The organism is Mesorhizobium sp. WSM1293, assembly GCF_000513875.1.
In the GTDB taxonomy this organism is placed as follows: domain Bacteria; phylum Pseudomonadota; class Alphaproteobacteria; order Rhizobiales; family Rhizobiaceae; genus Mesorhizobium; species Mesorhizobium ciceri.
On record NZ_AZUV01000001.1, the window covers coordinates 443,070 to 465,458 of the forward strand.

The window sequence follows — 22,389 nt, forward strand, 5'->3', positions numbered from 1 at the left end:
CCTATGGGGCTGTCCCCGTCAATTTTAGAAACTGTCTCTCAACCACTGACTCATGCGATGCAGTTTTCCGCCCGTTCCGGTCATTTTGAGACCGGAAATTCCTTTCGCCGGATGGCTCTCGAAGCTCGCCATCTGCGGGTAGATCAGAAGCCCCACCGCGGCCGAGAAGGCCGGCCCCTTCGCCGCTTCCGGCAGGCCGGCCACGCCGAGCGGGCGGCCGATGCGCACATTTCGTCCCAGGATGCGGCGCGCCGCCTCCGGCAGGCCGGCAAGCTGGCTGGCGCCGCCGGTAAGAACCACACGCTTGCCCACTGCATTGCCATAGCCGGACTTGTTCAGCCGGTCGCGCAGCAGTTCGAGCGTCTCGTCGATGCGGGCGCGCACGATACGCGTCATCACCGAGCGCGGGATCTGCAAGGGCACGTCGCCATCGTCGCCGATCGGCTGGATCGAGACCAGGTCGCGATCGTCGGCGCTGCCGGGCAGCGCCGAACCATGCATCACCTTCAGCCGTTCGGCGGCATCAAGCGAGGTCGACAACCCCTTGGCCATGTCCAGCGTGACATGATTGCCGCCGATGGCGATGGCGTCGCCATGGACGAACTTGCCTTCCGAAAACACCGAGATCGTCGTCGTGCCGCCGCCCATGTCGATGCAGGCCGCACCCATTTCCAGCTCGTCGTCGACCAGCGCCGCCAGCCCGCTGGCATAGGGCGTCGCCACCATGCGCTCGACCGACAGATGCGAACGGTTGATGGACAGCTCCAGATTGCGCATCGGCGCGGCGTCGCCGGTCAGCACATGCATGTCGACGCCGAGTGCGTCGCCGACCATGCCGCGCGGATCGCGCACGCCGCGTTCGGCATCCAGCGAGAAGCCGACGGGAAGCGAATGGATCACTTCGCGCTCGGCCTTCAGCGCCTGCTTGGCGCCAGCACCGAGAACGCGCTTGATGTCGGCCTCGTCGGCCTCGTGGCCGCCAAGATTGATGGTGGCGGAGAAGGCTTCGCTCTTCAGCCGGCCGGCCGTCATGTTGACGATCAGCGAATCGACCGTCAGCCCGGCCATGCGCTCGGCTGCGTCGACGGAAAGGCGGATGGCATGCTCCGCCCTGTCGAGATCGACCACGACACCCGACTTCACGCCTTGCGACTTCTGATGGCCGATGCCGATCACCTGGATCCGGTGCGAACGCCCGCGCAGCAGCTTGCCGTCATCGCACGGCTTGAGCTTGGCCACCATGCAGCAGACCTTGCTCGAACCGACATCCAGCACCGTCAGGGTGCCAGACCGGCGCGACGCGGCATCGCCAGGACTGCCAAGCCAGCTCATATCTTCGTCTCCGGCTTGCGCTTCAGGCTCTTGGGTTTCTCGTTGAGGGCGGCTTCGCGCTGCGTCGCCGCTTCCGCCGTCAACTGGACGACCAGCCGGTCCGTCAGGCGCATGTCGACGGCGGCGATGTCGCGCGACAGCAAACCGTTGTCATGATCCATCTTCACGAGTTCGGCGAGCGCCTGATCCTCGTCGTCCTCGGGAAGCTTGATGGTGATGCCATTGTCCAGCTTCAGGTCCCAGCGCCGTTCGCCGACACGGATATAACCTTTGATCCGGTTCGCGAGCTCGGGATATTTTTCGACCTTGGCCAGGAAATCGGGCGCGCTCGCCGGCGCGCCGGTGCCGATCAGCAGCGGCAGAAGCACCTGCTTGCCGCCCGAGAACGGCGCGATCATGGCGCCATTCCTCTCGATGACCGAAAGCTCGTCACCCTGCTGCCAGAGCGCGAAAGCCTCACGCTCCTCGACACGCACTTCCAGCGTATGCGGATAGACCTTGCGCACCGCCGCGACCTCGATCCACGGCAAGGTCGCAATTCGTTCCCGCGCGGCCTCGGCATTAAAGCCGATCAGCGACGTCCAGCCGTCGAGTTCAAGCCTGTCGAGTATATCGATTTCCGAGGTCTGGCGATTGCCCACCACCTTGACCTGATCGACGGCAAATCCGGTACGGGCGGTGATGCTCTGCACGATACCGTCGACATGACCGCCGAGATAGGCGCCATAGGCACTGCTCGAGAAAATCAGCACGGCCGACATCATGGCCGCGGAAAAGCGTGGCGCCTGGAATTCCCCGACACCGAGGCGCGCCATAATGCGCACCGGGCGGCGCAGCATCCGCGGCAGCACGAAATGGTCCAACGACAACGACAGGCCGAACAGCGCCGGACCGGCCGCGCCCCTCTCCCTACCCTGTCCCCATTTCAACGCAGACACGAAGCGTCCTCCACCATCCAACTCAACAAATCGCCAAACGAGTGCCCGGCCTGGGCGGCGATTTCAGGCACCAAGGACGTCGGCGTCATACCCGGCTGGGTGTTGACCTCGAGCCAGACAATCTCGCCGTTTTCGGAATGCCGATCGTCATAACGGAAGTCCGACCGGGAAACGCCCCGACAGCCGATCGCTTGGTGAGCCTTGAGCGCCAGTGTTTGTATTTTTTGGTAAATATTCGGTGAAACTTTTGCGGGGCATTCGTGCTTTGATCCCCCGGCGACATATTTTGAATCATAGTCGTAGAAGGAATGGCCGGTCGGGATGATCTCGCAGACCCCCAGCGCCACATCGCCCATCACCGCGCAGGTCAGCTCCCTGCCGTGAATGTAGCGCTCGACCATGACGGTATCGCCATATTTCCATTCCGACGAGCCAAGAACCTGCGGCGGATGCGACTGACCTTCATGCACGATGACGACGCCGAAGCTTGAGCCCTCATTGACTGGCTTGACCACATAGGGCGGCTTCATCGGATGCTTGTTCTGGATGGCGAAGCGGCTGGCGACCTTCGATTCGGCGACCACGATGCCGACCGCCTTGGCAACCCGTTTGGCCTGCTCCTTGTTCATGGCCAGAGCCGAGGCGAGCACGCCGGAATGGGTGTAGGGAATGCCGAGATATTCGAGGATGCCCTGGATGGTGCCGTCCTCGCCGAAAGGGCCGTGCAGCGCATTGAAGGCGACATCGGGCTTGAGCTCGGCAAGCACGGAGCCGACATCGCGCCCGACATCGACGCGGGTGACCTGGTAACCTTCCTTCTCAAGCTCATCGGCGCAAGCCTTTCCGGAGGACAGGGACACGGGCCGCTCGGACGAAAAACCACCCAGCAGGACGGCCACATGCTTGTTTTTCATTCCCCGGCATCCCCTCTCTCACGGCGGACCAAAACCAGATTTTCCGCAACATTGAGTCAGAGTCTCCCGGCAGGTTGCCCCCCAGACGGAAAACGCTGAAAACGCGTCGAACGACTCAAATCAGGAAACGCTTTCGAGCAGAGAATCAGAGAGTTGATTCACTGGCAAGTGCTTACGATTCCGAGAGATTCACTTTCTAAGAAAATGGATGCGAAAAGCGTGTCGTTGAGTCTTTGCGGCAACGGTCGCGGACCGTTTTTCGCCTCGTTGAAGTTCATGCATCACATGAACTTCAACGAGGCGCTAGGTGTGTCGAGATTCAGGTCAGGCCGAGTCGAAAACGATGGCTTTCGAGAACCGGAGCGGAGCATCACCTGAATATCAGCGCACCTTAAAGGAGCTGCCCGAGAAACTCCTGAACGGCATGCCCTGGCCGGAAATTGCCGATGCGCTTGATTTCCCATTGCAGCCGGATACCGGAATTCTCCAGCACCCGCGTGCGCACCGTCTCGCCGAGATATTCAAGGTCGTAGCCGGTCGCGGTTCCGGTGTTGATCATGAAGTTGCAATGCATCGGCGACATCTGCGCGCCGCCGATCATCAGGCCGCGGCAGCCCGCTTTGTCGATCTCCTTCCAGGCCGATGTGCCGTCGGGATTCTTGAAGGTCGAGCCGCCGGTCTTCTCGCGGATCGGCTGCACGGTCTCACGATGGTTCTGCACGGCCTCCATCGCAGCCTTGATGGTCGCCCTGTCCTCGGCAAAGCCTTCGAACACGGCGGAGGTGAAGATCAGCCCGGAGGGAGCCGCCGAATGGCGATAGGCGTATCCCATATCGGCATTGCTCAGCGTCTGCACATTGCCCTTGCGATCGAGTGCTCGCACTTCGATGACGCGCTCGCGCGTCTCGACGCCATTGGCGCCGGCATTCATTCGCAGCGCACCGCCGATTGCACCCGGAATGCCGTGGTAGAAATGAAAGCCGCCAATGCCGGCCTCGAGCGCCACCGCTGCGACGCGCTTGTCGGGGGTAGCAGCTCCCGCCTTGATCCTGATTGGCGAAATCACCTCGGCATCGCCGAAGCCCTTGGCCGAAAGCCGAATGACAAAGCCCTCGATGCCGCCATCGCGGACCAGAAGGTTGGAGCCGACGCCGACGACCGTCAGCGGTATCTCTTCGGGAACGGCTTTCAGGAACGCGGCAAGGTCCTCCTCATCGGCCGGCTGGAACAACGCTTCAGCCAGCCCCCCGGCACGGAACCAGGTGATCTTGTTCATCTCGGCGTTCGGCGTCAGGCGGCCACGCAGGCCGGCAAGCCGGTCGCCAAGTCTGTCGATCAGGGCCTGGCCGTGCATCATGAGACGGTCCCGCCAAGCTCCTTGGGCAACGCATAGGCCCATTGGGTGATGTTGCCGGCTCCAAGGAAGACGACGAAATCGCCCGGCTTGGCCAGGTCACGGACGATGGGCGCAATCGCCGCCGGGCCCTCGATGTAGCGCGCGTCGCGATGACCGCCGGCGCGGATGCGCGACACCAGCGCGTCCGAGCTGACGCCGTCGATCGGCTCTTCGCCGGCCGCGTAGACCGGCGCCACCATTACTGTGTCGGCGTCGTTGAAGCAGGTGGAAAACTCGTTGAACAGATCATGCAGCCGGGTGAAGCGATGCGGCTGGGCAATGGCGATGACACGACCCTGGGTGGCGCTGCGCGCCGCCTTCAGCACCGCCGAGATCTCGACCGGATGGTGGCCGTAATCGTCGAATATTTCGACGCCGTCCCACGAACCGGTATGGGTGAAGCGGCGCTTGACGCCGGCGAAGGACGACAGGCCCTTCTTGATCGCCTCGGCCGACAGGCCGAGTTCGTGCGCGACCGCGATTGCTGCCGTCGCGTTGGAGACGTTGTGACGGCCGGGCATCGGCAGGCGCAGGCCTGCTATGACAGTCTGGCCGCCGGTCTTGCGGTCGCGGATCACCACGTCGAATTCCGAAATGGCACCTGACATGCGGTGATTGGTAAAGCGCACGTCGGCCTGCGCATTCTCGCCATAGGTGATGACCCGGCGGTCCTCGATGCGGCTGACCAGCGCCTGCACTTCGGGGTGATCGGTGCACATCACGCCAAAACCGTAGAACGGTACGTTCTCGACAAACTGGCGGAACGCCTCGCGCACCTTGTCGAAGCTGCCATAGTGGTCAAGATGCTCGGGGTCGATGTTGGTGACGACCGCGATCTCGGCCGGCAGTTTCAGGAAGGTGCCGTCGCTCTCGTCGGCCTCGACCACCATCCATTCGCCGTCGCCCATGCGGGCGTTGGTGCCGTAGGCATTGATGATGCCGCCATTGATCACGGTCGGATCGAGCCCGCCCGCATCGAGCAAGGTCGCCACCATCGAGGTCGTCGTCGTCTTGCCATGCGTGCCGCCGATCGCCACCGCCTGGCGAAAGCGCATCAGTTCGGCCAGCATCTCGGCCCGGCGCACGATCGGCAGCAGCTTTTCGCGCGCGGCCTTCAGCTCAGGGTTGGATTTCTTGATCGCCGTCGAGACGACCACCACCTCGGCATCGCCGAGATTCTCGGCCCTATGGCCGACGAAGCATTCGATGCCCTTGTCGCGCAGCCGCTGCACATTGGCGCTTTCGGCCTGGTCGGACCCTTGCACCTTGTAGCCGAGATTGTGCAGCACTTCGGCAATGCCGCTCATGCCGATGCCGCCAATGCCGATGAAATGCACAAGGCCGATGGTCTGCGGCATCTTCATGCTTGCGTCCCCTTCCTGAAATCCGAAACGGTTTTTTTGGACGCAATAGCCTCTGTAAGATCGGCGAGCAACCGTGCCGCGTCCGGCCTGCCGGCCGATTTCGCACCCGCCGCCATCGCCGTCAGCCGATCGGGGTCGTCCATCAGCCCGCCGACAAGCGCCGCGATGCGTTCGGACGAGAGCGAGGATTGCGGATGCACTTCGCCGCCGCCGGCAGCGGCAAGGGCCGCCGCGTTCGCCGCCTGATCGTGATCGAGCGCATGGGGGTAAGGCACCAGCAGCGCCGGCCGGCCGATGACGGCGATCTCCGAGACGGTCGAGGCGCCGGAACGCGAGATCACCAGATGAGCGGCCGCCATGCGTGCCGCCATATCGGTGAAGAAGGGCGAGACCTCGACGGCGACGCCAAGGGTGGCATAGGCCGCCTTGACCCGCGCCACGTCATCGGCGCGCGCTTGTTGGGTAATGACCAGCCGTTTGCGCTGGGCGTCGGAAAGCAGCGCAATGGCTCCCGGCACGGCATCGGAAAAGAATTGGGCGCCCTGGCTGCCGCCAAAAACCAGCAGGCCGAACGGTTGATCCCCGGCAGATGCCGCATAGGCAGTCTTGGCCGCTTCCAGCACCGCAGGCCGGACCGGATTGCCTGTCGTCACCGTCTTGACCCCGGCTGCACTGCTGTCCTGCGGCAGGAAGCCGCCGGCGATCGCGTCGACACGGCCGGCCAGCGCCCGGTTGGCGCGCCCCATCACCGCGTTCTGCTCATGGATCAGGGTCGGTACCTTGCGCCGTGTCGCCGCGTAGAGCGGCGGCAAGGTCGGATAGCCGCCGAAGCCGACGACGGCATCCGGCTTGATCCTGGCGATGACGGCAGAAGCCTGGCGCACGCCGCGCCAGATTTTCCAGAAGGCACCAAGCAGGGCAAAAGGGTTTTTCGAGCCCATCGTCGCCGACTGGATCGGGTGGACGGCAGCGGCCGGAAAATGGCCGGCGAAACGCTCGGCACGGTCGTCGGTTGCCAGGTGCACCGACCAGCCGCGCTCGTTCAGCTCATGCGCCAGCGCCTCGGCCGGGAAAAGATGCCCGCCGGTGCCGCCTGCCGCGAGAAGGATGACGCCTCTGGCCATATCACTCCGCCGGCACGGCGCGTTGCGACAGGCCAAAGCCCATCTGCTTGCGCTTTTCCGGCCGCTTGCGTGTCAGCGCCAGCACCATCCCCATCGAGATGGCGATGGCGATCTGCGAGGAGCCGCCATAGGAGATGAACGGCAGCGTCATGCCCTTGGCCGGCACAAGCTGGAGGTTGACGCACATGTTGATGACCGCCTGCAAGCCGAAGACGGTGACGAGGCCGCCGACCGCATAGCGGGTGAAATCGTCATGCTCCTTCAGCGCCGTGTTGAGGCCGCGCAGCACGATGAAGGCGAATATCGACATGATGAAGAAGCACATGATCAGTCCGAACTCTTCGCCTGCGACCGAGAAGACGAAGTCGGCATGGCTGTCGGGAATAACGCGCTTGACTGTGCCCTCACCTGGTCCGACGCCAAACCAGCCGCCATTGATCAGCGCGTCGCGTCCCATATCGACCTGGAATGTGTCGCCTTCGCCGGTAAGAAACTTGTCGATGCGCAAGGCAACGTGCGGGAACACCGTATAGGCGGCGAAAACGCCGCCGACGCCGGCGGCACCCAGCGCAACGATCCACAGCCAGGGCAGCCCGGCCATGAAAAACATGATGCCCCAGGTGCCGGTCGTCAGCATGGTCTGGCCGAGATCCGGTTGCGCCACCAGCAGCGACACGACCAGTACCAGCAGCAACATGGCGAACAGATTGCCGGGAATGTCGGGCTGGCGCTTGTGCTCAGCGAAAAGCCAGGCGCACATGATGACGAAGGCTGGTTTCAAAAATTCCGACGGCTGGATCGACAGGCCGGCAAGCGACACCCAGCGGCGTGCGCCCTTCACCTCGACGCCGATGTAGAGCACCGCCACCATCAGCACCAGCATCAGGCACAGCATGATCAGCGCCATGCGCCGGATCTGCCGGGAATCGAGGAAGGAGACGGCCAGCATCACGCCGAGCGCCGGTACGGTGAAGATGATCTGCCTGGTGGCGAAGTGGAAACTGTCGAGGCCGATGCGTTCGGCGACCGCCGGGCTCGCCGCGAAGGACAGCACGATACCGAGGCCCATCAGCGACAGGAACGCCGCCAGGAACCAGCGATCGATCGTCCACCACCAGGTCGCAACCGGACTTTTGTCGAGACGGCTCTGCATTATCGTGCCCCTCCGATGGGTTTCACACCCTCGATAGCATTCGCAGCTTGCCTGAAGGCTTCGCCGCGAACTTCGAAATTCTTGAACTGGTCGAAGCTGGCGCAGGCCGGCGACAGCAGCACCACCGCCTCGCCGCTGTCGTCCTTAGCCGCATCATGCGCGGCGTGCTCGACCGCCGCGGCCAGCGTGCCTGAAATCTCGTAGGGCACGGCCTCGCCCAGCGTCGCCGAAAACGCCGGCGCCGCCTCGCCGATAAGATAGGCCTTGGCGATGCGCGGGAAGAAACCGCGCAAGGGTTCGATGCCGCCTTCCTTGGGCAGGCCGCCGGCGATCCAGTAGATGCGCGCGAAGCTGGACAGCGCCGGCGCCGCAGCATCGGCATTGGTCGCCTTGGAATCGTTGATGAACAGCACATGGTCCTTGCGGCCGACCTGCTCCATGCGGTGCGCGAGGCCGGGAAAGCTTTCCAGTCCCGACTGGATCTCGCCAAGCTCCAGCCCGATCTTGAGACAAGCGGCGACCGCAGCCAGAGCGTTCTGGGCATTGTGCTGGCCACGCAAGGAGCCGATGCCTTCGAGGAAGGCGACACGGCTGTAACGGCCGTGCACAGCTTCCATCAAATTGCTGCCATCGGCGAAATAGCCGTCGGTCAGCGGCAGGCGCTTGGAAATGCGGATGACATGCCGCCCCGCCCGCTCCAGCCGCTCGGCAATCTGCGCGCACCAGGAATCGTCGATGCCGACGATCGCCGTCTCGCTGCCGGCCACCAGCCGCTCCTTGATCGCGGCGTAGTGCTGCATGGTGCCGTGGCGGTCGAGATGATCGGGCGTCAGATTGAGCAGGATGCCGGCCGTCGGGTTTATCGAGGGCGCGAGATCGATCTGGTAGGACGAGCATTCGACCACATAATGCCGATCGGGCTCGGGCGGATCGAGCGTCATCACCGCGCGGCCGATATTGCCGCCCATCTGGGCATCGCGTCCCGCGGCTTTCAGGATGTGCGCGGTCAGCGCGGTCGTCGTCGACTTGCCGTTGGTGCCGGTGATGGCGATGAAAGGCGAATTTGGCGCGCTCAGCATTCGCTCGCGGCAGAAAAGCTCGATGTCGCCGATGATCTCGACGCCTGAGCCGCGCGCCAGTTCCACCGTCCAATGCGGCTTGGGATGCGTCAGCGGCACACCAGGCGACAGCACGAAGGCCGAGAATTTCGCCCAGTCGGCGCCGCGCAAATCAGCGGTCGCGATACCGGCAATGGCGGCCTTGGCCACACTGTCGGGATTGTCGTCCCAGGCCAGCACGTCCGCGCCGCCCTCGATCAGCGCGCGCGCCGTCGCGATCCCCGAGCCACCGAGCCCGAAGAGCGAAACGCGCTTGCCTGAAAAGGATGCGGCGGGGATCAAAGGGCTTCCTATCTCAGCTTGAGGGTCGACAGGCCGACCAGCGCCAGGATGACGGCGATGATCCAGAAGCGGATCACCACCTGGCTTTCGGTCCAGCCGAGCTTTTCGAAATGATGGTGGATCGGCGCCATCAGGAACACCCGCTTGCCGGTCATCTTGAAATAGCCGACCTGAATGATGACCGACAGGATTTCGACGACGAACAATCCGCCCACGATGACCAGCACGATCTCGTGCTTGGTGGCGACCGCGACCGTGCCGATCAGGCCGCCCATGGCCAGCGAGCCGGTGTCGCCCATGAAGATAGCCGCCGGCGGCGCGTTGAACCAGAGGAAGCCGAGGCCAGCGCCGATGACCGCGCCGAGCACGACCGCGAGTTCACCGGTGCCGGGCACGAAATGGATCTGCAGATATTCGGCGAACACGGCGTTGCCGGAGAGATAGGCGATGACGCCGAAGGAGGCAGCCGCGATCATGATCGGCACGATCGCCAGGCCGTCAAGGCCGTCGGTCAGGTTCACCGCATTGCCGGCGCCGACGATGACGAAGCAGGAGAACGGAATGAAAAACCAGCCGAGATTGACGATGAATTCCTTGGCGAAGGGAAAAGTCAGCGACGACGAGAACGGCGCCTGGCCATTGTGCATGATCACCCAAGCGGCGATGCCGGCGATGACGAATTCCAGCGCCAGCCGTGCCTTGCCGGAAAAGCCGAGATGCGACTGCTTGGTGACCTTCAGATAGTCGTCGTAAAAGCCGATCGAGCCGAAGCCCAGCGTCACCAGCAGCACCACCCAGACATAGATGCTGGACAGGTTCGCCCACAAAAGCGACGAGCCGATGATGCCCGACAGGATCATCAGCCCGCCCATGGTCGGCGTGCCGGCCTTCTTGAAATGTGTCTGCGGCCCGTCGGCGCGGATCGGCTGGCCCTTGCCTTGCCGCAGCCGCAGCGAATTGATGATGGTCGGTCCAAAGATGAAGACGATCAGCGCCGACGTGATCAGCGCGCCACCGGTGCGGAAGGTGATGTAGCGGAAGACATTGAAGACCGAGACCTTGTCCGCAAAATCGACGAGCAGTGTGAACATGCGCTTTCGTCCCCCGACCTAGGTCTGTTTTCTGGTTGTCGATTCAGCCGGGAATTTGCCCAGCAGCGCATCGACCAGTTTTGCAAAACCGATGCCCTTCGACGATTTGATCATCACCACGTCACCCGGCTTGAGCGCGGCAAGCAGCACCGGCTTCAGCTCCTCGACACCGGCGCGGTATTCCGTCTTGATCTCAGCCGGCAGCGCTTCGGCCAGCGCCCGCATTTCCGGACCGCCGAGGAAGACGGTCTGCGTGCCCGTGCCGACGATGAGATCGGCAAGGGCCGCATGCAGCTTGGTCGAATGGTCGCCGAGTTCGAGCATGTCGCCGAGCACGGCGATGCGGCGGCCCTCGCCCGTCACCGGCGTCGCGTTGAGCAATGCCATGGCTGCAGCCATCGATGCCGGATTGGCGTTGTAGCTCTCGTCGATCAGCGTGATCGACCCGCCGGGGTGGCTCGAAGTCGAGCCACCGGGATGGCGCAGCACATGGCGCTTGCCGCGCCCGCGCTCCGCGGAGAGATCGGCCAGTGCTGAAGCAACCTTGTCGAGATCGGCGCCGACCAGATGCGCCGCACCCAGCACCGCCAGCACGTTCTGCACCATATGGCGGCCGGGCGCGCCGATCCGCGCCGTCACTTCGTGGCCGCCGATCCTGGCGGTGATGTCGGAATGATCGGCATGCAGTTCGCATTTGGTGAGCTTGAAGGTCGAGCGCGCATTCTCGCCGAAGCCGTAGACGTGCTCGACACCGGCGGCATGGGCCATCTTGTCGAGCAGCTTGAAGCGGGCATCGTCGCGGTTGAGGACGGCGGCCCCCTCGGGCTCCAGCCCCTCGAAAATCTCGGCCTTGGCCTTGGCGATCTCGTCCAGATTGCGGAAAAAGCCGAGATGCGCCGCCGCGATCATGGTGACGATGGCGACATGCGGCCTCACCATCTTGACCAGCGGACGGATCTCGTCGGGATGGTTCATGCCGATCTCGAACACGGCATAGTCGCAATCATCAGGCATCCGCGCCAAGGTCAGCGGCACGCCCCAGTGATTGTTGAAGGACTGCGCCGAGGCATGCACCTTGCCTACGGCTTGCAGCACATGGCGCAGCGCTTCCTTGGTGGTGGTCTTGCCGGCCGAACCGGTCACAGCGATGATTTTCGCGCTCGAGCGGGCGCGCGATGCAACTCCAAGCTTTTCCAGCGCGACCAGCACGTCCTCGACGACGATGATCGGCGCTGTCAGCCGGCCGAGCGACGGCAGCTTGCCTTCGGCCACCACCAGCACGCCAGCGCCAGCCTTGATGGCGGCGGTTGCGAAGTCATGGCCGTCCATCGCCTCGCCCTTGATGGCGAAGAAGGCGTCGCCCGGCTGCAGGCTGCGGCTGTCGATCGAAATGCCTGAAATGCCATCCGGCATCGGCCCGAGCGGCCGCCCGTCCATGGCGGCAACCAGCGCTTCGGAGGTCCACAGCAAGCTCATGCTGCGCGCTCCGTGAGTGCCGCCCGGACTTCCTCATGATCGGAGAAATGCAAGGTCTCGGAGCCGATCGTCTGGCCTTCCTCGTGGCCCTTACCGGCCACGATCAGCGTGTCGCCGGCATGCAGCATGGCGACCGCTTCGTGGATCGCCTGGCGCCGGTCGCCGATCTCGATGGCACCTGGAGCAGCGGCCAAAATAGCGGCACGGATCGTTTCCGGCACTTCGGAGCGCGGATTGTCGTCGGTGACGATGACGACATCGGCAAGCCGCGTCGCGATTTCGCCCATGATCGGCCTTTTTCCCCGGTCGCGGTCGCCGCCGCAGCCGAACACGACGATGACGCGGCCGGTGGTGAACGGCCGCACCGAAGCCAGCACGTTTTCCAGCGCGTCCGGCTTGTGGGCATAGTCGACATAGACCGGCGCGCCATTGCCGGTGGTGCCGACGAGGTCGAGCCGGCCCGGCGCGCCCTTCAGTTTCTCCAACGCCATTAAGGCCTTGGCGACAGGTGTTCCCGTGGAAATGGCAAGACCCGCCGAAACCAGCGCGTTCGAAATCTGGAAATCACCGGCCAGCGGCAGGTCGATCTCGTAGAGCACGCCGTCGGCCTCGACTTCGGCCCGCTGGCGGTGGCGTTCGTGCTCGACCCGTTTCAGCCTGAGGAAGTCGCCATGGCGGCCGACCGTCAGCACATTGAGCCCGGCAGCCTTTGCGGCCACGGTCGTCGGCGCCGACCATGGATCGTCGGCGAAGATCACGGCCGGCGCGCCCTTCGGCAGCAACGTGTCGAACAGGCGCAATTTGGCGCGGTGATAATCTTCGATGGTCGGATGATAATCCATATGGTCGCGGCCGAGATTGGTGAAGCCGCCGGCGGCCAGCTTCACGCCGTCGAGGCGGCGCTGGTCGAGCCCATGGCTGGAGGCTTCCATCGAGGCGTGGGTGACGCCGGCATCGGCCAATTCCCGCAGCAATTGATGCAGGGCGACCGGATCGGGTGTCGTCAGCGAACCATAGTCGTTGCGCCCAGGCGCCACCACGCCGGTGGTGCCGATCGAAGCGGCGGCATAACCGGCTTGCTCCCAGATCTGCCTGGTGAAGGCTGCGACCGAGGTCTTGCCGCTGGTGCCGGTCACCGCGACCATGATCTCAGGCTGCTTGCCGAAATAGCGTGCCGCACTCTGCGCCAGCGCCAGGCGCGGATCGTCGACCGCCAGCACCGGAACCGGGAGCCCGGCAATGGTGCTGCCCTTGCCCGCCACGATCGCGGCCGCACCGCGCGCGGCGGCATCTGCGGCATAAACGGCACCGTCGGCCTTGGTTCCGGCGAGCGCAAAAAAGACAACGCCCGCTTTTACCTGGCGGGAATCCGAAGAAATCCCTGTAACCTCCAGATCGACGGAAGCTATTCCCTCGACGGGCAGGATACCGGCTAGATCTCTGAGCTTCATCGAGTCCCGTTCACCGCAACAAAATAGCGCGCTGTTGCCGGCGCGCCCTAAGAATCACTGATAGGAAACCAGCGTTGCACCATTTTCATGGCTGAAATCTGGCTTCACGCCAAGCATGGCAGCTGAACGCCTGATGATATTGCCGGCCATAACCCCAGCATTCGCGGCCGCGACATCCGTCATGCCGGGCTTTTCCGGGTGCGGGGCATCGGCAATGGTAAACACCAGATACTGCGGATCGTCCATCGGGAAGGCGGCGACGAAGGTGTTGAAATTCAAGTCCTTCGAGTAGCGGCCATTGATGACCTTCTCGGCGGTTCCGGTCTTGCCGCCAACGCGGTAGCCGGGGACTCTGGCGTTTCTGGCAGAGCCCTTTTCGGCATTGAGCGAATAGAGGTAGCGCATGCCTTCGACGGTCTTTTCGCTCACCACTCTCTTGGCGGTGGCCATCGCTTCCGCCTGCGTCCGCACCAGAAAGGTGGGGTTCATCAGGAAACCGCCATTCATCAACGCCGCGCAGCCCACAGCCGCTTGCAGCGGCGTCGTCGACACCCCATGGCCGAAGGCGATGGTGAATGAATTGACCTGTTTCCAGACCTTCGGTTCAGTCGGACGGGCAGTCTCCGGCAATTCGGTCTGCATCCTGTCCAGAATGCCAAGGCGATGCAGGAATTCGCGATGCCCCTCGATGCCGACCATCTCGGCTTCCCTGGCCGACCCGATGTTGGACGAGTAGAGGAACACCTCCGGCAACGACAGCACACGGTTCTTGCCGTGGAAATCGTGAATGGCCTGATGGCCGACCCGGATTGGATGCGAAGCATCGAAGCGGCTCGCCATCGTCGCTTTGCCGGAATCGAGCGCCATGGCTGAGGTGAAGCTCTTGAAGGTCGAACCCATCTCGTAGAGGCCCGCCGACATGCGATTCAGCCGGTCCTTGTCTTGTGCGTTGTAGGGATTGTTCGGATCAAAATCCGGCACCGAGGCCATGGCCACCACTTCGCCGGTCTTGACGTTGAGCACAACGGCGCCGGTGCCCATGGCACGATAGCGCTCCAGGCCGGCGGCGATCTCGTCGCGCACCACATGCTGCACGCGCAGATCGATCGAAAGCTTTACCGGCTTGAGATCCTTGGCAATGGCAAGGCCCGACGCCTGCAGGTCGCTCAGCCCCTGCTCGTCGACATATTTCTCCATGCCGGAGATGCCCTGGTTGTCGATGTTGGTGAGCCCGACAATGTAGGACGAGGTTTCGCCGCTCGGATAGAAGCGGCGCTTTTCGGTGCGGAAGCCGAAACCGGGAATGCCGAGCTGCATGATGTCGGACTGTTGCTTGGGCGTCAGCTGCCGCTGCAGCCAGACGAAACCGGCGCCGCTCTTCAGCTTATGGTAGGTCTGCTCATAGTCGATGTCCGGAAGCACCGTCGACAGCTTCTCGATCGCCTCGTCGGCGTCGACAATCCGGCGTGGTTCTGCAAACAGCGACGCCGTCTTGATGTCCGTGGCCAACACTTCGCCGTTGCGGTCGACGATGTCGGGCCGCGATGCCGTCACCCGGCTCTGCGGACCGCCCGACATATCGGGGGTCTGGAAGCCGAGATAGACCAGCCGCCCTGATATGGTCGAGAAGATGCCGAAGAACACCGCCATCGTCATGACGATGCGCGTCCTGCCCTTGCCGCCGGTCGCCTTGCGGGCGCCCTCGACCACGATCGATCCATCTTCACTCGTCCTGGCGCGACGTTTCAGCAGTTTACCGATCATTGGGCGATGCCTCCGGTCACCACGGGATCCCTGCCGTCCGACGGCGCCTTGCCGCCCGAACTATCAGCCATGCCGCCCTGGCGTCCCGACAAGATGTCCTGGATGTCAAGGGATTTGGCCGGCAGGTCGCCGACACCGCCGATCTGGCGGGCGCTGACCGGCTCGAGTTCGAGCTGCGACTTGTAGAGTTCGGCGAGCTTCTGCAGCCGCGACGGCTGGGTAAGCAGGCTCCAGTCGGCCTTGAGCAGGTCGATCGTGTCCTCCTCATAGCGTATCTGCGCATGGATCTTCTGCACGGCGGCCAATTGTTCCTCGGCCTCGCGCTTGGCCTTGTAGGTAAGGGCCGCGACCGCAACCATGACGGCGATCAGGACAATGTCGCTGGTACGAAACACTTAGCTACCTCTCCCCCGGCCGGTCGATACCGGGAAGCTTTGGAAGGCCGAAAATCGAAAAGTCGCTGCCGCGCGCCGGCGCCTGGGTGCGGACCGCCGCGCGCAGCCTGGCCGAACGGGCGCGCGGATTGGCCGCCACCTCGGCGTCGCCGGCCGTCACGCCGCCGCCCGCCTTGCGGAACGTCGCGGTGCGCGCATGCGCCTCGGGCAGGTGACGCGAGCCGGTCGCGACATCGGCCCGGTCGGCGATGAAACGCTTGACGATGCGGTCTTCCAGAGAATGGAAGGTGACCACGGCGAGCCGTCCGCCCGGCTTCAGAGCGCGTTCGGCCGCAAACAGGGCCTTGGCCAGTTCGCCAAGCTCGTCATTGACAAAAATGCGCAGCGCCTGGAAGACGCGCGTCGCCGGATGGATCTTGTCCTTCGGCGCCCGGCCGATATGCGTCTCGATGGCGTCGGCGAGTTCCAACGTGCGCTCGAACGGGCGCTTTTCGCGGCGCGCCTCGATCATGCGGGCAATGCGTCCGGCATGGCGCTCCTCGCCGAGGAAGCCGAAGATGCGGGCAAGATCGCCCGGCTTGAAGGAATTGACGACGTCGGCGGCGCTGAGGCCCGATTGCGCCATGCGCATGTCGAGCGGCCCGTCGGCGCGGAACGAAAACCCGCGCTCCGCCTGGTCGAGCTGCATCGAGGACACGCCGATGTCGAGCACGATCCCGTCGGCGCTCTCGACATGTTCGTCCAGCGTCGAGAACGGCGCCTGCACCAGCCGCAGCCGACCACCCGACTGCACTTCAAGATCGCGCCCGGCCGCAATGGCATCCGGATCGCGGTCGATCGCCACCACGGAGGCGCCTGTCGCCAGAATGGCCCTGGTGTAGCCGCCGGCGCCGAACGTGCCGTCGATGATGAGGTCGCCCTGCGCCGGCGCCAGTGCTTCGAGCACTTCGGCAAGGAGGACCGGAATGTGGCGGGCCGATCCGCCAACGGCGTGCCCATCTACGGCGCGAGGAAGGTCATCGCCGTGGCCTGCCGTCATTCCGGTCGCTCCCCAGGCTTCGTCCCCTGCCGAAGCTGCAAAAGCCGTGCCCGCGCCTGCGCCCCATAGGCGGCAAGCCGTCCCGGCTCCCAGATCTGAAAGAAATTGCCGCGCCCGACAAAGGCCACTTCCGCCGAGATGCCGGTGTGTTCGCGAAGGAAATCGCTCATCGTGATGCGGCCGTCCTGGTCGAGTTTCAAGAAGGTTCCGTCGCCATGGCAGAAGAACGACATATCGTCCGCCGTCTGCAGGAAGGGATCCTCGAGCGCTATGCGCTGCTCGTAGCGGTCGAGCAGGTCGAGCCCGCCGACATCCATCGCCGGCAGGTCCAGGCAGCGCAGCGCATAGAGTTCCGAATAGCCGCGCTTCTGCACGACGGCACGGAAATGCGCGGGAACGGACACCCGCCCCTTCGCATCGATCCTGCTCACCGTGTTTGACAGAAACCGGTCCATTAAACGCTACAGCCGCTTGCGCCGCCGCACCCCTCTGCATCTTGTCGCACGCGCCGCCGCAGCGCGTTCCCTGCCCCGTATCAGCCTCGTCCGCACAGGCAAAAACCAGCAAACGCGCAGCCGCCGCGGCTGCCCGATTGGCGTACGCTTTACCCTGACACGGAACGAAGGCTTTGATGTCTGGATGGGATATCATGGGGCACTATGGGCGTCAACGGGAATAGGCTTCACAAACACGCGCGCCCCGACCAAAGAGAGCAGCCGTGACGACACGTCTCGTCTTTATGGTCTATTAAGCCTAACGAAGCGTTTAGAGCCGCCTGGCCCAACCGGACGCGCCTTGCCGCGAGCCGCTGCCGGGCATAGCGTCTCGCCACATCCAGCCGGTCACCAACAGGGTCTGAAATTTGATGTCTGAAACAGCAAAGTCACGCGCTGCAGCGCTTCCTCACCTGCGTCGCAGCGGGCTTGCCATGGGCGATTCCATTCCCCTGCCGCTGACCATGGCCGCCATCTTTCATGCGCCCGGCGACGCCACCGGCTTCAACCAGTACGGGCGATTCAGCAACCCGACCTGGGACGCGGTCGAGCATATGCTGGCCCATCTGGAGGACGCGCCCTGCGTCGCGTTCCCTTCCGGAATGGCGGCAATCTCGGCGGCGTTTTTTGCCGTGCTCAAGGCCGGCGACCGTATCCTGCTGCCATCGGACGGCTATCACACGACACGAGCGCTGGCCGAGCGCTTCCTCAAGCCGCTCGGCATCACCTATGATGTCAGGCCGACTTCGACCTTCCTCGATGGCGGCTTCGATGGCTATCGGCTGGCATTTGTCGAAACCCCTGCCAATCCGGGGCTGGATATCTGCGATATCGCCGCCGTTGCCGATGCTGTCCACAAAACCGGCGCGATTCTTGTGGTCGACAACACGACCATGACCCCTTTCGGCCAACGACCGCTCGACCACGGCGCCGATATCGTCGTTGCCGCCGACACCAAGGCACCCAATGGCCATTCCGACGTGCTGTTCGGCCATGTCGCCAGTCGCCATGCCGATATTATCGCCGCCGTGACCGGCTGGCGCGAAGTTTCCGGCAGCATTCCCGGTCCGTTCGAAGCCTGGCTGGTGCACCGCGGCCTAGAGACACTGGATGTGCGCTTCGATCGCATGTGTTCCTCGGCGGAAGTCATCGCGCGGCGACTGCAGGGCCACAAGGCAATCAGCGGCCTGCGTTATCCCGGGCTTGAAGGCGACCCGTCGCACAACCTAGCCCGCGCCCAGATGGAGCGCTTCGGCTTTCTCATCTCGTTCGAACTCGCCTCGGAAGACAAAGCCGAGGACTTCATCAACAATTGCGACCTGATGCAGGCCGCGACATCCTTCGGCGGCGTCCACACCTCCGCCGAGCGGCGCCTGAAGCGAGGCGATGCGGTCTCCGCCGGTTTCGTCCGCCTGTCGGTCGGCTGCGAGCCGGTGGAAGAGCTCTGGAAAGCGATCGAGACGTCGCTGGACGGGATCAGCGGCTCCCGGCTCGGATGAACGGCCGGACAGGCTTGAATCAACAGGCGCGCCCGAGGGCGCAACCTGCTGATATCAAGAGATTTCTCTTGATATCGGGGGAGAGAAATTGCCAGCTGGCCTGTAAGCCGGGTTCTGTATGGCCCTCGTCCCTTGCGAGGCGAGAACGTGGCGGCCATTCATCTTGGGCGCATGTTGCCATGCGCCTCACGCAACCTACCCGGACGGTGAGCCGGAAACAGCCCTCGAGGGTTTCCCCTCGCACCGTCCCTATTCGGTCTTGCTCCCGGTGGGGTTTACCGTGCCGCTCCTGTTGCCAGTCGCGCGGTGGGCTCTTACCCCACCCTTTCACCCTTGCCCCGAATCCGGCAAGCCGGATCGTGGCGGTTTGCTTTCTGTGGCACTTTCCCTGGGGTCGCCCCCGCCGGCCATTAACCGGCACCGTGTTTCCATGGAGCCCGGACTTTCCTCACCCACGACCTTTCGGCGTTTGCGGGTGCGGCCGCCCAGCCAGCTGGCAGAGCGTATAAAGGGGTTCACGCCCGAAAACGCAAACGAAAAAGCTGACTTATGCGGGCGATCCAAGCGCAGCCATCTGCACCTTGACCTTGCCGCAATAGGCTGCCGACACGGGGTTCATCCGCGTTGCGGCGTGCCCGGCATTGTATTTCAGAATGGTGCCGCAGGTCGTGCCGCCACCGAGGCTCCGTGCCATGGCAAGGTATTTCATGCCGTATTTGATGTTGGTGTCGGGATCGAACAGGCCCTTGGCGGAGCCGCTATAGCCCATCATCCGAGCCGTGGCCGGCTTGATCTGCATCAGGCCGATCTCGCCGGCGCTGCCGACGATGTTGGGCCGGTAGTTGCTCTCGATCTTGATGACCGCCGAGGCGAGCGACACGGGCACGCCTTCGATCGCCGCATAGCGGGCAACGATTGCGGAATACTGGCCGCTGCTCGCCACCGCGGCCGTCGACTCCGCCGCGTTCCTGAGGCCGATCGATGCCGTTCTCGTCATGTCGACGGTCTTGCGGCCGCGCTTCGTCTGCCTTTTGGCAATGGACTTCTTCGGTTTGGACCAGCTTGCCTTTTCCGCTTTGGCGGAAGCCCGCTTCGTCTCCGCTTTGGCGGATGCCTGCTTTGTCGCCTTGGCGTCGTGGCCTGCCTTGCCGCTTTTTGCGGATACCACCGGAAACCCTTGATCGGCCCGCGGGCTGAATGACGCTGCATGCGCCGCACTGAAGGCAAAAGTCATTACGCCGGCAGCAAGAGCTGCCGTTAAAACGGTAAATTTCTGCATGTGATCCTGTTCTGTCTGAACCGCGCGAAGATGTTCACGCAGCAACGCCTAACCAACGTCGGAACAACCCGGGGGGCTTGGGGTCCGACATCTACACGTCAGCCGTTTGACGCCCGAATTGGTGTCAAACAAGGCCAGGCAAGTCACTTTGAGTGACAGCCTGTAACTTAAGGATTGGAAAGAATTGCTTGGGAGAGGTCTCCCGGGGATTAGCGCTTCACGGAAGCAAGCAGCCTTTGCAGCGTCCGCAGCGTCGAACCGTCGGCAACGCCGTCCACCTTGCGCGGCCGGAAATGCCGTTGGAAGGCTTCGACCACCGCCTCCGTCTGCCGGTCGAAAACGCCGGATATTTCAACGCCATAGCCGTAGAGCGCCAGCATCGACTGCAACGCTTCGACATCGCCGCCGGTGTCGCCGGTTGTCAGAGTGGCGCCTCGCCTGACGGGGGCGGCCGTAACGAGATGGCCGACACCGGCCTCGAATAGCGTCCGCCACGGAAACTTCTCGCCGGGATCGATTTTGCGCCCCGGCGCAACATCGGAATGCGCGAGTACCCGCTCGGCGGCGATCGAATGCCGACCGGCGATCCCCCGGCACAGCCCGATCACGGCATCGATCTGCCGCCGGGGAAAACCGGGATAGCCCAGCGAATGCCCCGGATTGACGATCTCGATGCCGACGGAACAGGAATTGATGTCGGCGCGTCCGAACCACGAACTCTTGCCGGCATGCCAGGCGCGGTCGCTTTCCCTGACCATCTGCACGATATGGCCATTCTCGTGGACCAGATAATGCGACGAGACCTCGCTGGCCGGATCGCAAAGCCAGGCCTCGGCCCCGGCGCCGGTCGCCATGCCTGTGTAGTGCAGCACGATCATGTCGGGCCTGGGTGTCTCGCGCCGTGGGCCGAAATTCGGCGATACCCTGACTTCGGCACGTGGCTGGTCGGGCAGAAAGCCGCTCATGCGTGGCGCAGGCCCCGCTCGATCATCTCGTAGGCGGCATTGATCGCCGCCACCCTGGTGGTCGCGATCTTGATGAATTCCTGAGGCAGGCCGCGCGCGATCAGCCGATCCGGATGATTGTCGGAAACCAGCTTGCGATAGCGTTTCCTGACCTCTTCGAACGGCTTGCCGCGCTCGATGCCCAGCACGACATAGGGATCCCCGGCGCCGAGATTGACGTGCCGGGCCATGATGGCTTCGTAATGCACTTCGTCGATGCGGAAAATCTCGGCGATGCGGTGCAGGAAATGGCCTTCGCGCTCGTGCACCAGCCCGTCGGCCTTGGCGATGTGGAACAGACCGTCGAGTATGTCTTCAAGCATCACGCAGTTGGAATGCCCCGAACCGCACATCTGGGCCATCCGCTCGGCATAGGTTTCGAAACCGGCCACGTCGCGCTGGGCGAGATCGAACAGCCGCGCCACATTGCGCGTCTCCTTCGGCGGCACTTCGAATATCTCCTGGAAGGCGCGCACCTCGTCCTGGGTGACGATGCCATCGGCCTTGGCCATCTTGGCCGACAGCGCGATCATCGCCACCGAAAAGGCGACACGCCGGCGCAAATCCGCATCGCCGGAGAAAACCGTGCGCACAGCCTCGACGACGTCGGCGACACCCGACGAGGTTGAGGATGAAACGCGGGTGATGAATTCGCCGAGGCGATCCCAAATCGACATGGCCTGCTTTTTAGAGCCACCGCTCCCTCCTATCAAGCCGGGACAGTGCCGCAGGCTTTGCGCGACAAATCGATCCGGCGCGCGAGAGGGATTGGCCCACGGCGTTCGGACGACATGAGAAAGGCCGGCGGGAGCCGGCCTTCCTCATTCATCACAAGAAGTACTGCTTGCTCACTACTGCGCGGGCGCAGGAGCTGGTGTTGCCGGAGCCGGCTCGGCGGGCTTCTCGGGTGTGATGCTCTTCGTGGTCGAATTATCGGTTGCCGGAGGCGTCGCGGCCGGCGGCGTGGCTTCCGGGGTGGCCGGTTTCATCGGTTCCTCGGCGGCCGGCGGGTTGGTGCTCTGGGTGGTGGTGTTGTCCGTACCGCTGTCACTGCAGGCGGCGACGCCAAGCAAAGCCAAACCGGAAACGGACGCGAGAATGAGCTTTTTCATTTGTCTCTCCTTCAACACACGCTCACGTTGCCGTGAGCGGTCGAAGGACAAATGCGTCAGCCGGCCATGAGTTTCGTAACGTTGCGTTTCCGCATGTAACATCGTCTGGTTCATTTGCGATTGCCGCTCAGGCCGTAGCGAACTAACAGCATGTGCCGAAACAC

Annotated in this window: 20 protein-coding genes and 1 other RNA gene; 1 reads left to right on the plus strand and 20 read right to left on the minus strand. The window is 63.6% G+C overall.

Translation table 11 applies throughout. The features are described 5' to 3' along the window. Window positions 1–24 precede the first annotated feature (24 nt). From ftsA to mraZ, 15 genes are all read right to left on the minus strand, one after another. Window positions 25–1,332: a cell division protein FtsA gene (ftsA, locus tag M729_RS0102260; RefSeq protein WP_013530962.1), complete on the minus strand. Its 1,308-nt coding sequence runs from the start codon at window positions 1,330–1,332 to the stop codon at window positions 25–27. Next, window positions 1,329–2,270 carry a cell division protein FtsQ/DivIB gene (locus M729_RS0102265; protein WP_024501462.1) on the minus strand — a complete coding sequence of 314 codons (942 nt, stop codon included), beginning with the start codon at window positions 2,268–2,270 and terminating at the stop codon, window positions 1,329–1,331. Before M729_RS0102265 ends, ftsA begins: the two co-directional genes overlap by 4 nt. Next, complete coding sequence (locus M729_RS0102270) at window positions 2,258–3,184, minus strand: D-alanine--D-alanine ligase (RefSeq protein ID WP_024501463.1); 927 nt, start codon at window positions 3,182–3,184, stop codon at window positions 2,258–2,260. Before M729_RS0102270 ends, M729_RS0102265 begins: the two co-directional genes overlap by 13 nt. Before the next feature lie 391 nt (window positions 3,185–3,575). Next, window positions 3,576–4,541, minus strand: a complete 966-nt coding sequence (murB, locus tag M729_RS0102275) for a UDP-N-acetylmuramate dehydrogenase (RefSeq protein ID WP_027160635.1) — start codon at window positions 4,539–4,541, stop codon at window positions 3,576–3,578. Then, window positions 4,538–5,944: a UDP-N-acetylmuramate--L-alanine ligase gene (gene murC / locus M729_RS0102280; RefSeq protein WP_013530958.1), complete on the minus strand. Its 1,407-nt coding sequence runs from the start codon at window positions 5,942–5,944 to the stop codon at window positions 4,538–4,540. The genes murB and murC overlap by 4 nt, the downstream gene beginning before the upstream one ends. Beyond that, entirely contained in the window at window positions 5,941–7,068 is a 1,128-nt protein-coding gene (gene murG / locus M729_RS0102285; RefSeq protein ID WP_027160636.1) for an undecaprenyldiphospho-muramoylpentapeptide beta-N-acetylglucosaminyltransferase, read from the minus strand. The genes murC and murG overlap by 4 nt, the downstream gene beginning before the upstream one ends. A gap of 1 nt (window position 7,069) precedes the next feature. Next, window positions 7,070–8,221 carry a putative lipid II flippase FtsW gene (gene ftsW / locus M729_RS0102290; protein WP_013530956.1) on the minus strand — a complete coding sequence of 384 codons (1,152 nt, stop codon included), beginning with the start codon at window positions 8,219–8,221 and terminating at the stop codon, window positions 7,070–7,072. Further along, complete coding sequence (gene murD, locus M729_RS0102295; RefSeq protein WP_027160637.1) at window positions 8,221–9,621, minus strand: UDP-N-acetylmuramoyl-L-alanine--D-glutamate ligase; 1,401 nt, start codon at window positions 9,619–9,621, stop codon at window positions 8,221–8,223. The genes ftsW and murD overlap by 1 nt, the downstream gene beginning before the upstream one ends. A gap of 8 nt (window positions 9,622–9,629) precedes the next feature. Further along, a complete protein-coding gene (mraY, locus tag M729_RS0102300) occupies window positions 9,630–10,712 on the minus strand; it encodes a phospho-N-acetylmuramoyl-pentapeptide-transferase (protein ID WP_013530954.1) in 1,083 nt (360 codons plus the stop codon). 18 nt (window positions 10,713–10,730) lie between these two features. Next, window positions 10,731–12,188: a UDP-N-acetylmuramoylalanyl-D-glutamyl-2,6-diaminopimelate--D-alanyl-D-alanine ligase gene (locus M729_RS0102305; protein WP_024501468.1), complete on the minus strand. Its 1,458-nt coding sequence runs from the start codon at window positions 12,186–12,188 to the stop codon at window positions 10,731–10,733. Further along, window positions 12,185–13,639: a UDP-N-acetylmuramoyl-L-alanyl-D-glutamate--2,6-diaminopimelate ligase gene (locus M729_RS0102310; protein WP_024501469.1), complete on the minus strand. Its 1,455-nt coding sequence runs from the start codon at window positions 13,637–13,639 to the stop codon at window positions 12,185–12,187. The genes M729_RS0102305 and M729_RS0102310 overlap by 4 nt, the downstream gene beginning before the upstream one ends. Window positions 13,640–13,693: 54 nt before the next feature. After that, window positions 13,694–15,403, minus strand: coding sequence for a penicillin-binding protein 2 (locus M729_RS0102315; protein WP_013530951.1), 1,710 nt, complete (start codon window positions 15,401–15,403; stop codon window positions 13,694–13,696). Continuing rightward, entirely contained in the window at window positions 15,400–15,798 is a 399-nt protein-coding gene (locus tag M729_RS0102320) for a hypothetical protein (protein WP_013530950.1), read from the minus strand. Before M729_RS0102320 ends, M729_RS0102315 begins: the two co-directional genes overlap by 4 nt. Before the next feature lie 4 nt (window positions 15,799–15,802). Then, window positions 15,803–16,837, minus strand: coding sequence for a 16S rRNA (cytosine(1402)-N(4))-methyltransferase RsmH (gene rsmH, locus M729_RS0102325; protein WP_027160638.1), 1,035 nt, complete (start codon window positions 16,835–16,837; stop codon window positions 15,803–15,805). After that, the gene (gene mraZ, locus M729_RS0102330; RefSeq protein ID WP_013530948.1) at window positions 16,834–17,292 is read right to left on the minus strand and encodes a division/cell wall cluster transcriptional repressor MraZ; all 459 of its coding nucleotides are present in this window, start codon (window positions 17,290–17,292) and stop codon (window positions 16,834–16,836) included. Before mraZ ends, rsmH begins: the two co-directional genes overlap by 4 nt. A 410-nt stretch (window positions 17,293–17,702) precedes the next feature. Between mraZ and M729_RS0102335 the strand changes: the two genes are divergently transcribed. Continuing rightward, window positions 17,703–18,830: a cystathionine gamma-lyase gene (locus tag M729_RS0102335; protein ID WP_027160639.1), complete on the plus strand. Its 1,128-nt coding sequence runs from the start codon at window positions 17,703–17,705 to the stop codon at window positions 18,828–18,830. An 87-nt stretch (window positions 18,831–18,917) separates the two neighbouring features. Here M729_RS0102335 and rnpB read toward each other — a convergent pair. The 5 genes from rnpB to M729_RS0102355 all read right to left on the minus strand — a co-directional run bounded on the left by rnpB (window position 18,918) and on the right by M729_RS0102355 (window position 22,339). Continuing rightward, an RNA gene (gene rnpB / locus M729_RS1000000136445) (RNase P RNA component class A) lies at window positions 18,918–19,327 on the minus strand. Window positions 19,328–19,377: 50 nt separating this feature from the next. Further along, window positions 19,378–20,109: a lytic transglycosylase domain-containing protein gene (locus M729_RS0102340; protein WP_013530946.1), complete on the minus strand. Its 732-nt coding sequence runs from the start codon at window positions 20,107–20,109 to the stop codon at window positions 19,378–19,380. Between the two features lie 209 nt (window positions 20,110–20,318). After that, the gene (locus M729_RS0102345) at window positions 20,319–21,074 is read right to left on the minus strand and encodes an N-acetylmuramoyl-L-alanine amidase (protein WP_027160640.1); all 756 of its coding nucleotides are present in this window, start codon (window positions 21,072–21,074) and stop codon (window positions 20,319–20,321) included. Beyond that, window positions 21,071–21,790: a DnaJ family molecular chaperone gene (locus M729_RS0102350; RefSeq protein ID WP_027160641.1), complete on the minus strand. Its 720-nt coding sequence runs from the start codon at window positions 21,788–21,790 to the stop codon at window positions 21,071–21,073. Before M729_RS0102350 ends, M729_RS0102345 begins: the two co-directional genes overlap by 4 nt. Window positions 21,791–21,964: 174 nt before the next feature. Then, window positions 21,965–22,339 carry a hypothetical protein gene (locus M729_RS0102355; protein WP_244514312.1) on the minus strand — a complete coding sequence of 125 codons (375 nt, stop codon included), beginning with the start codon at window positions 22,337–22,339 and terminating at the stop codon, window positions 21,965–21,967. Window positions 22,340–22,389 lie beyond the last annotated feature (50 nt).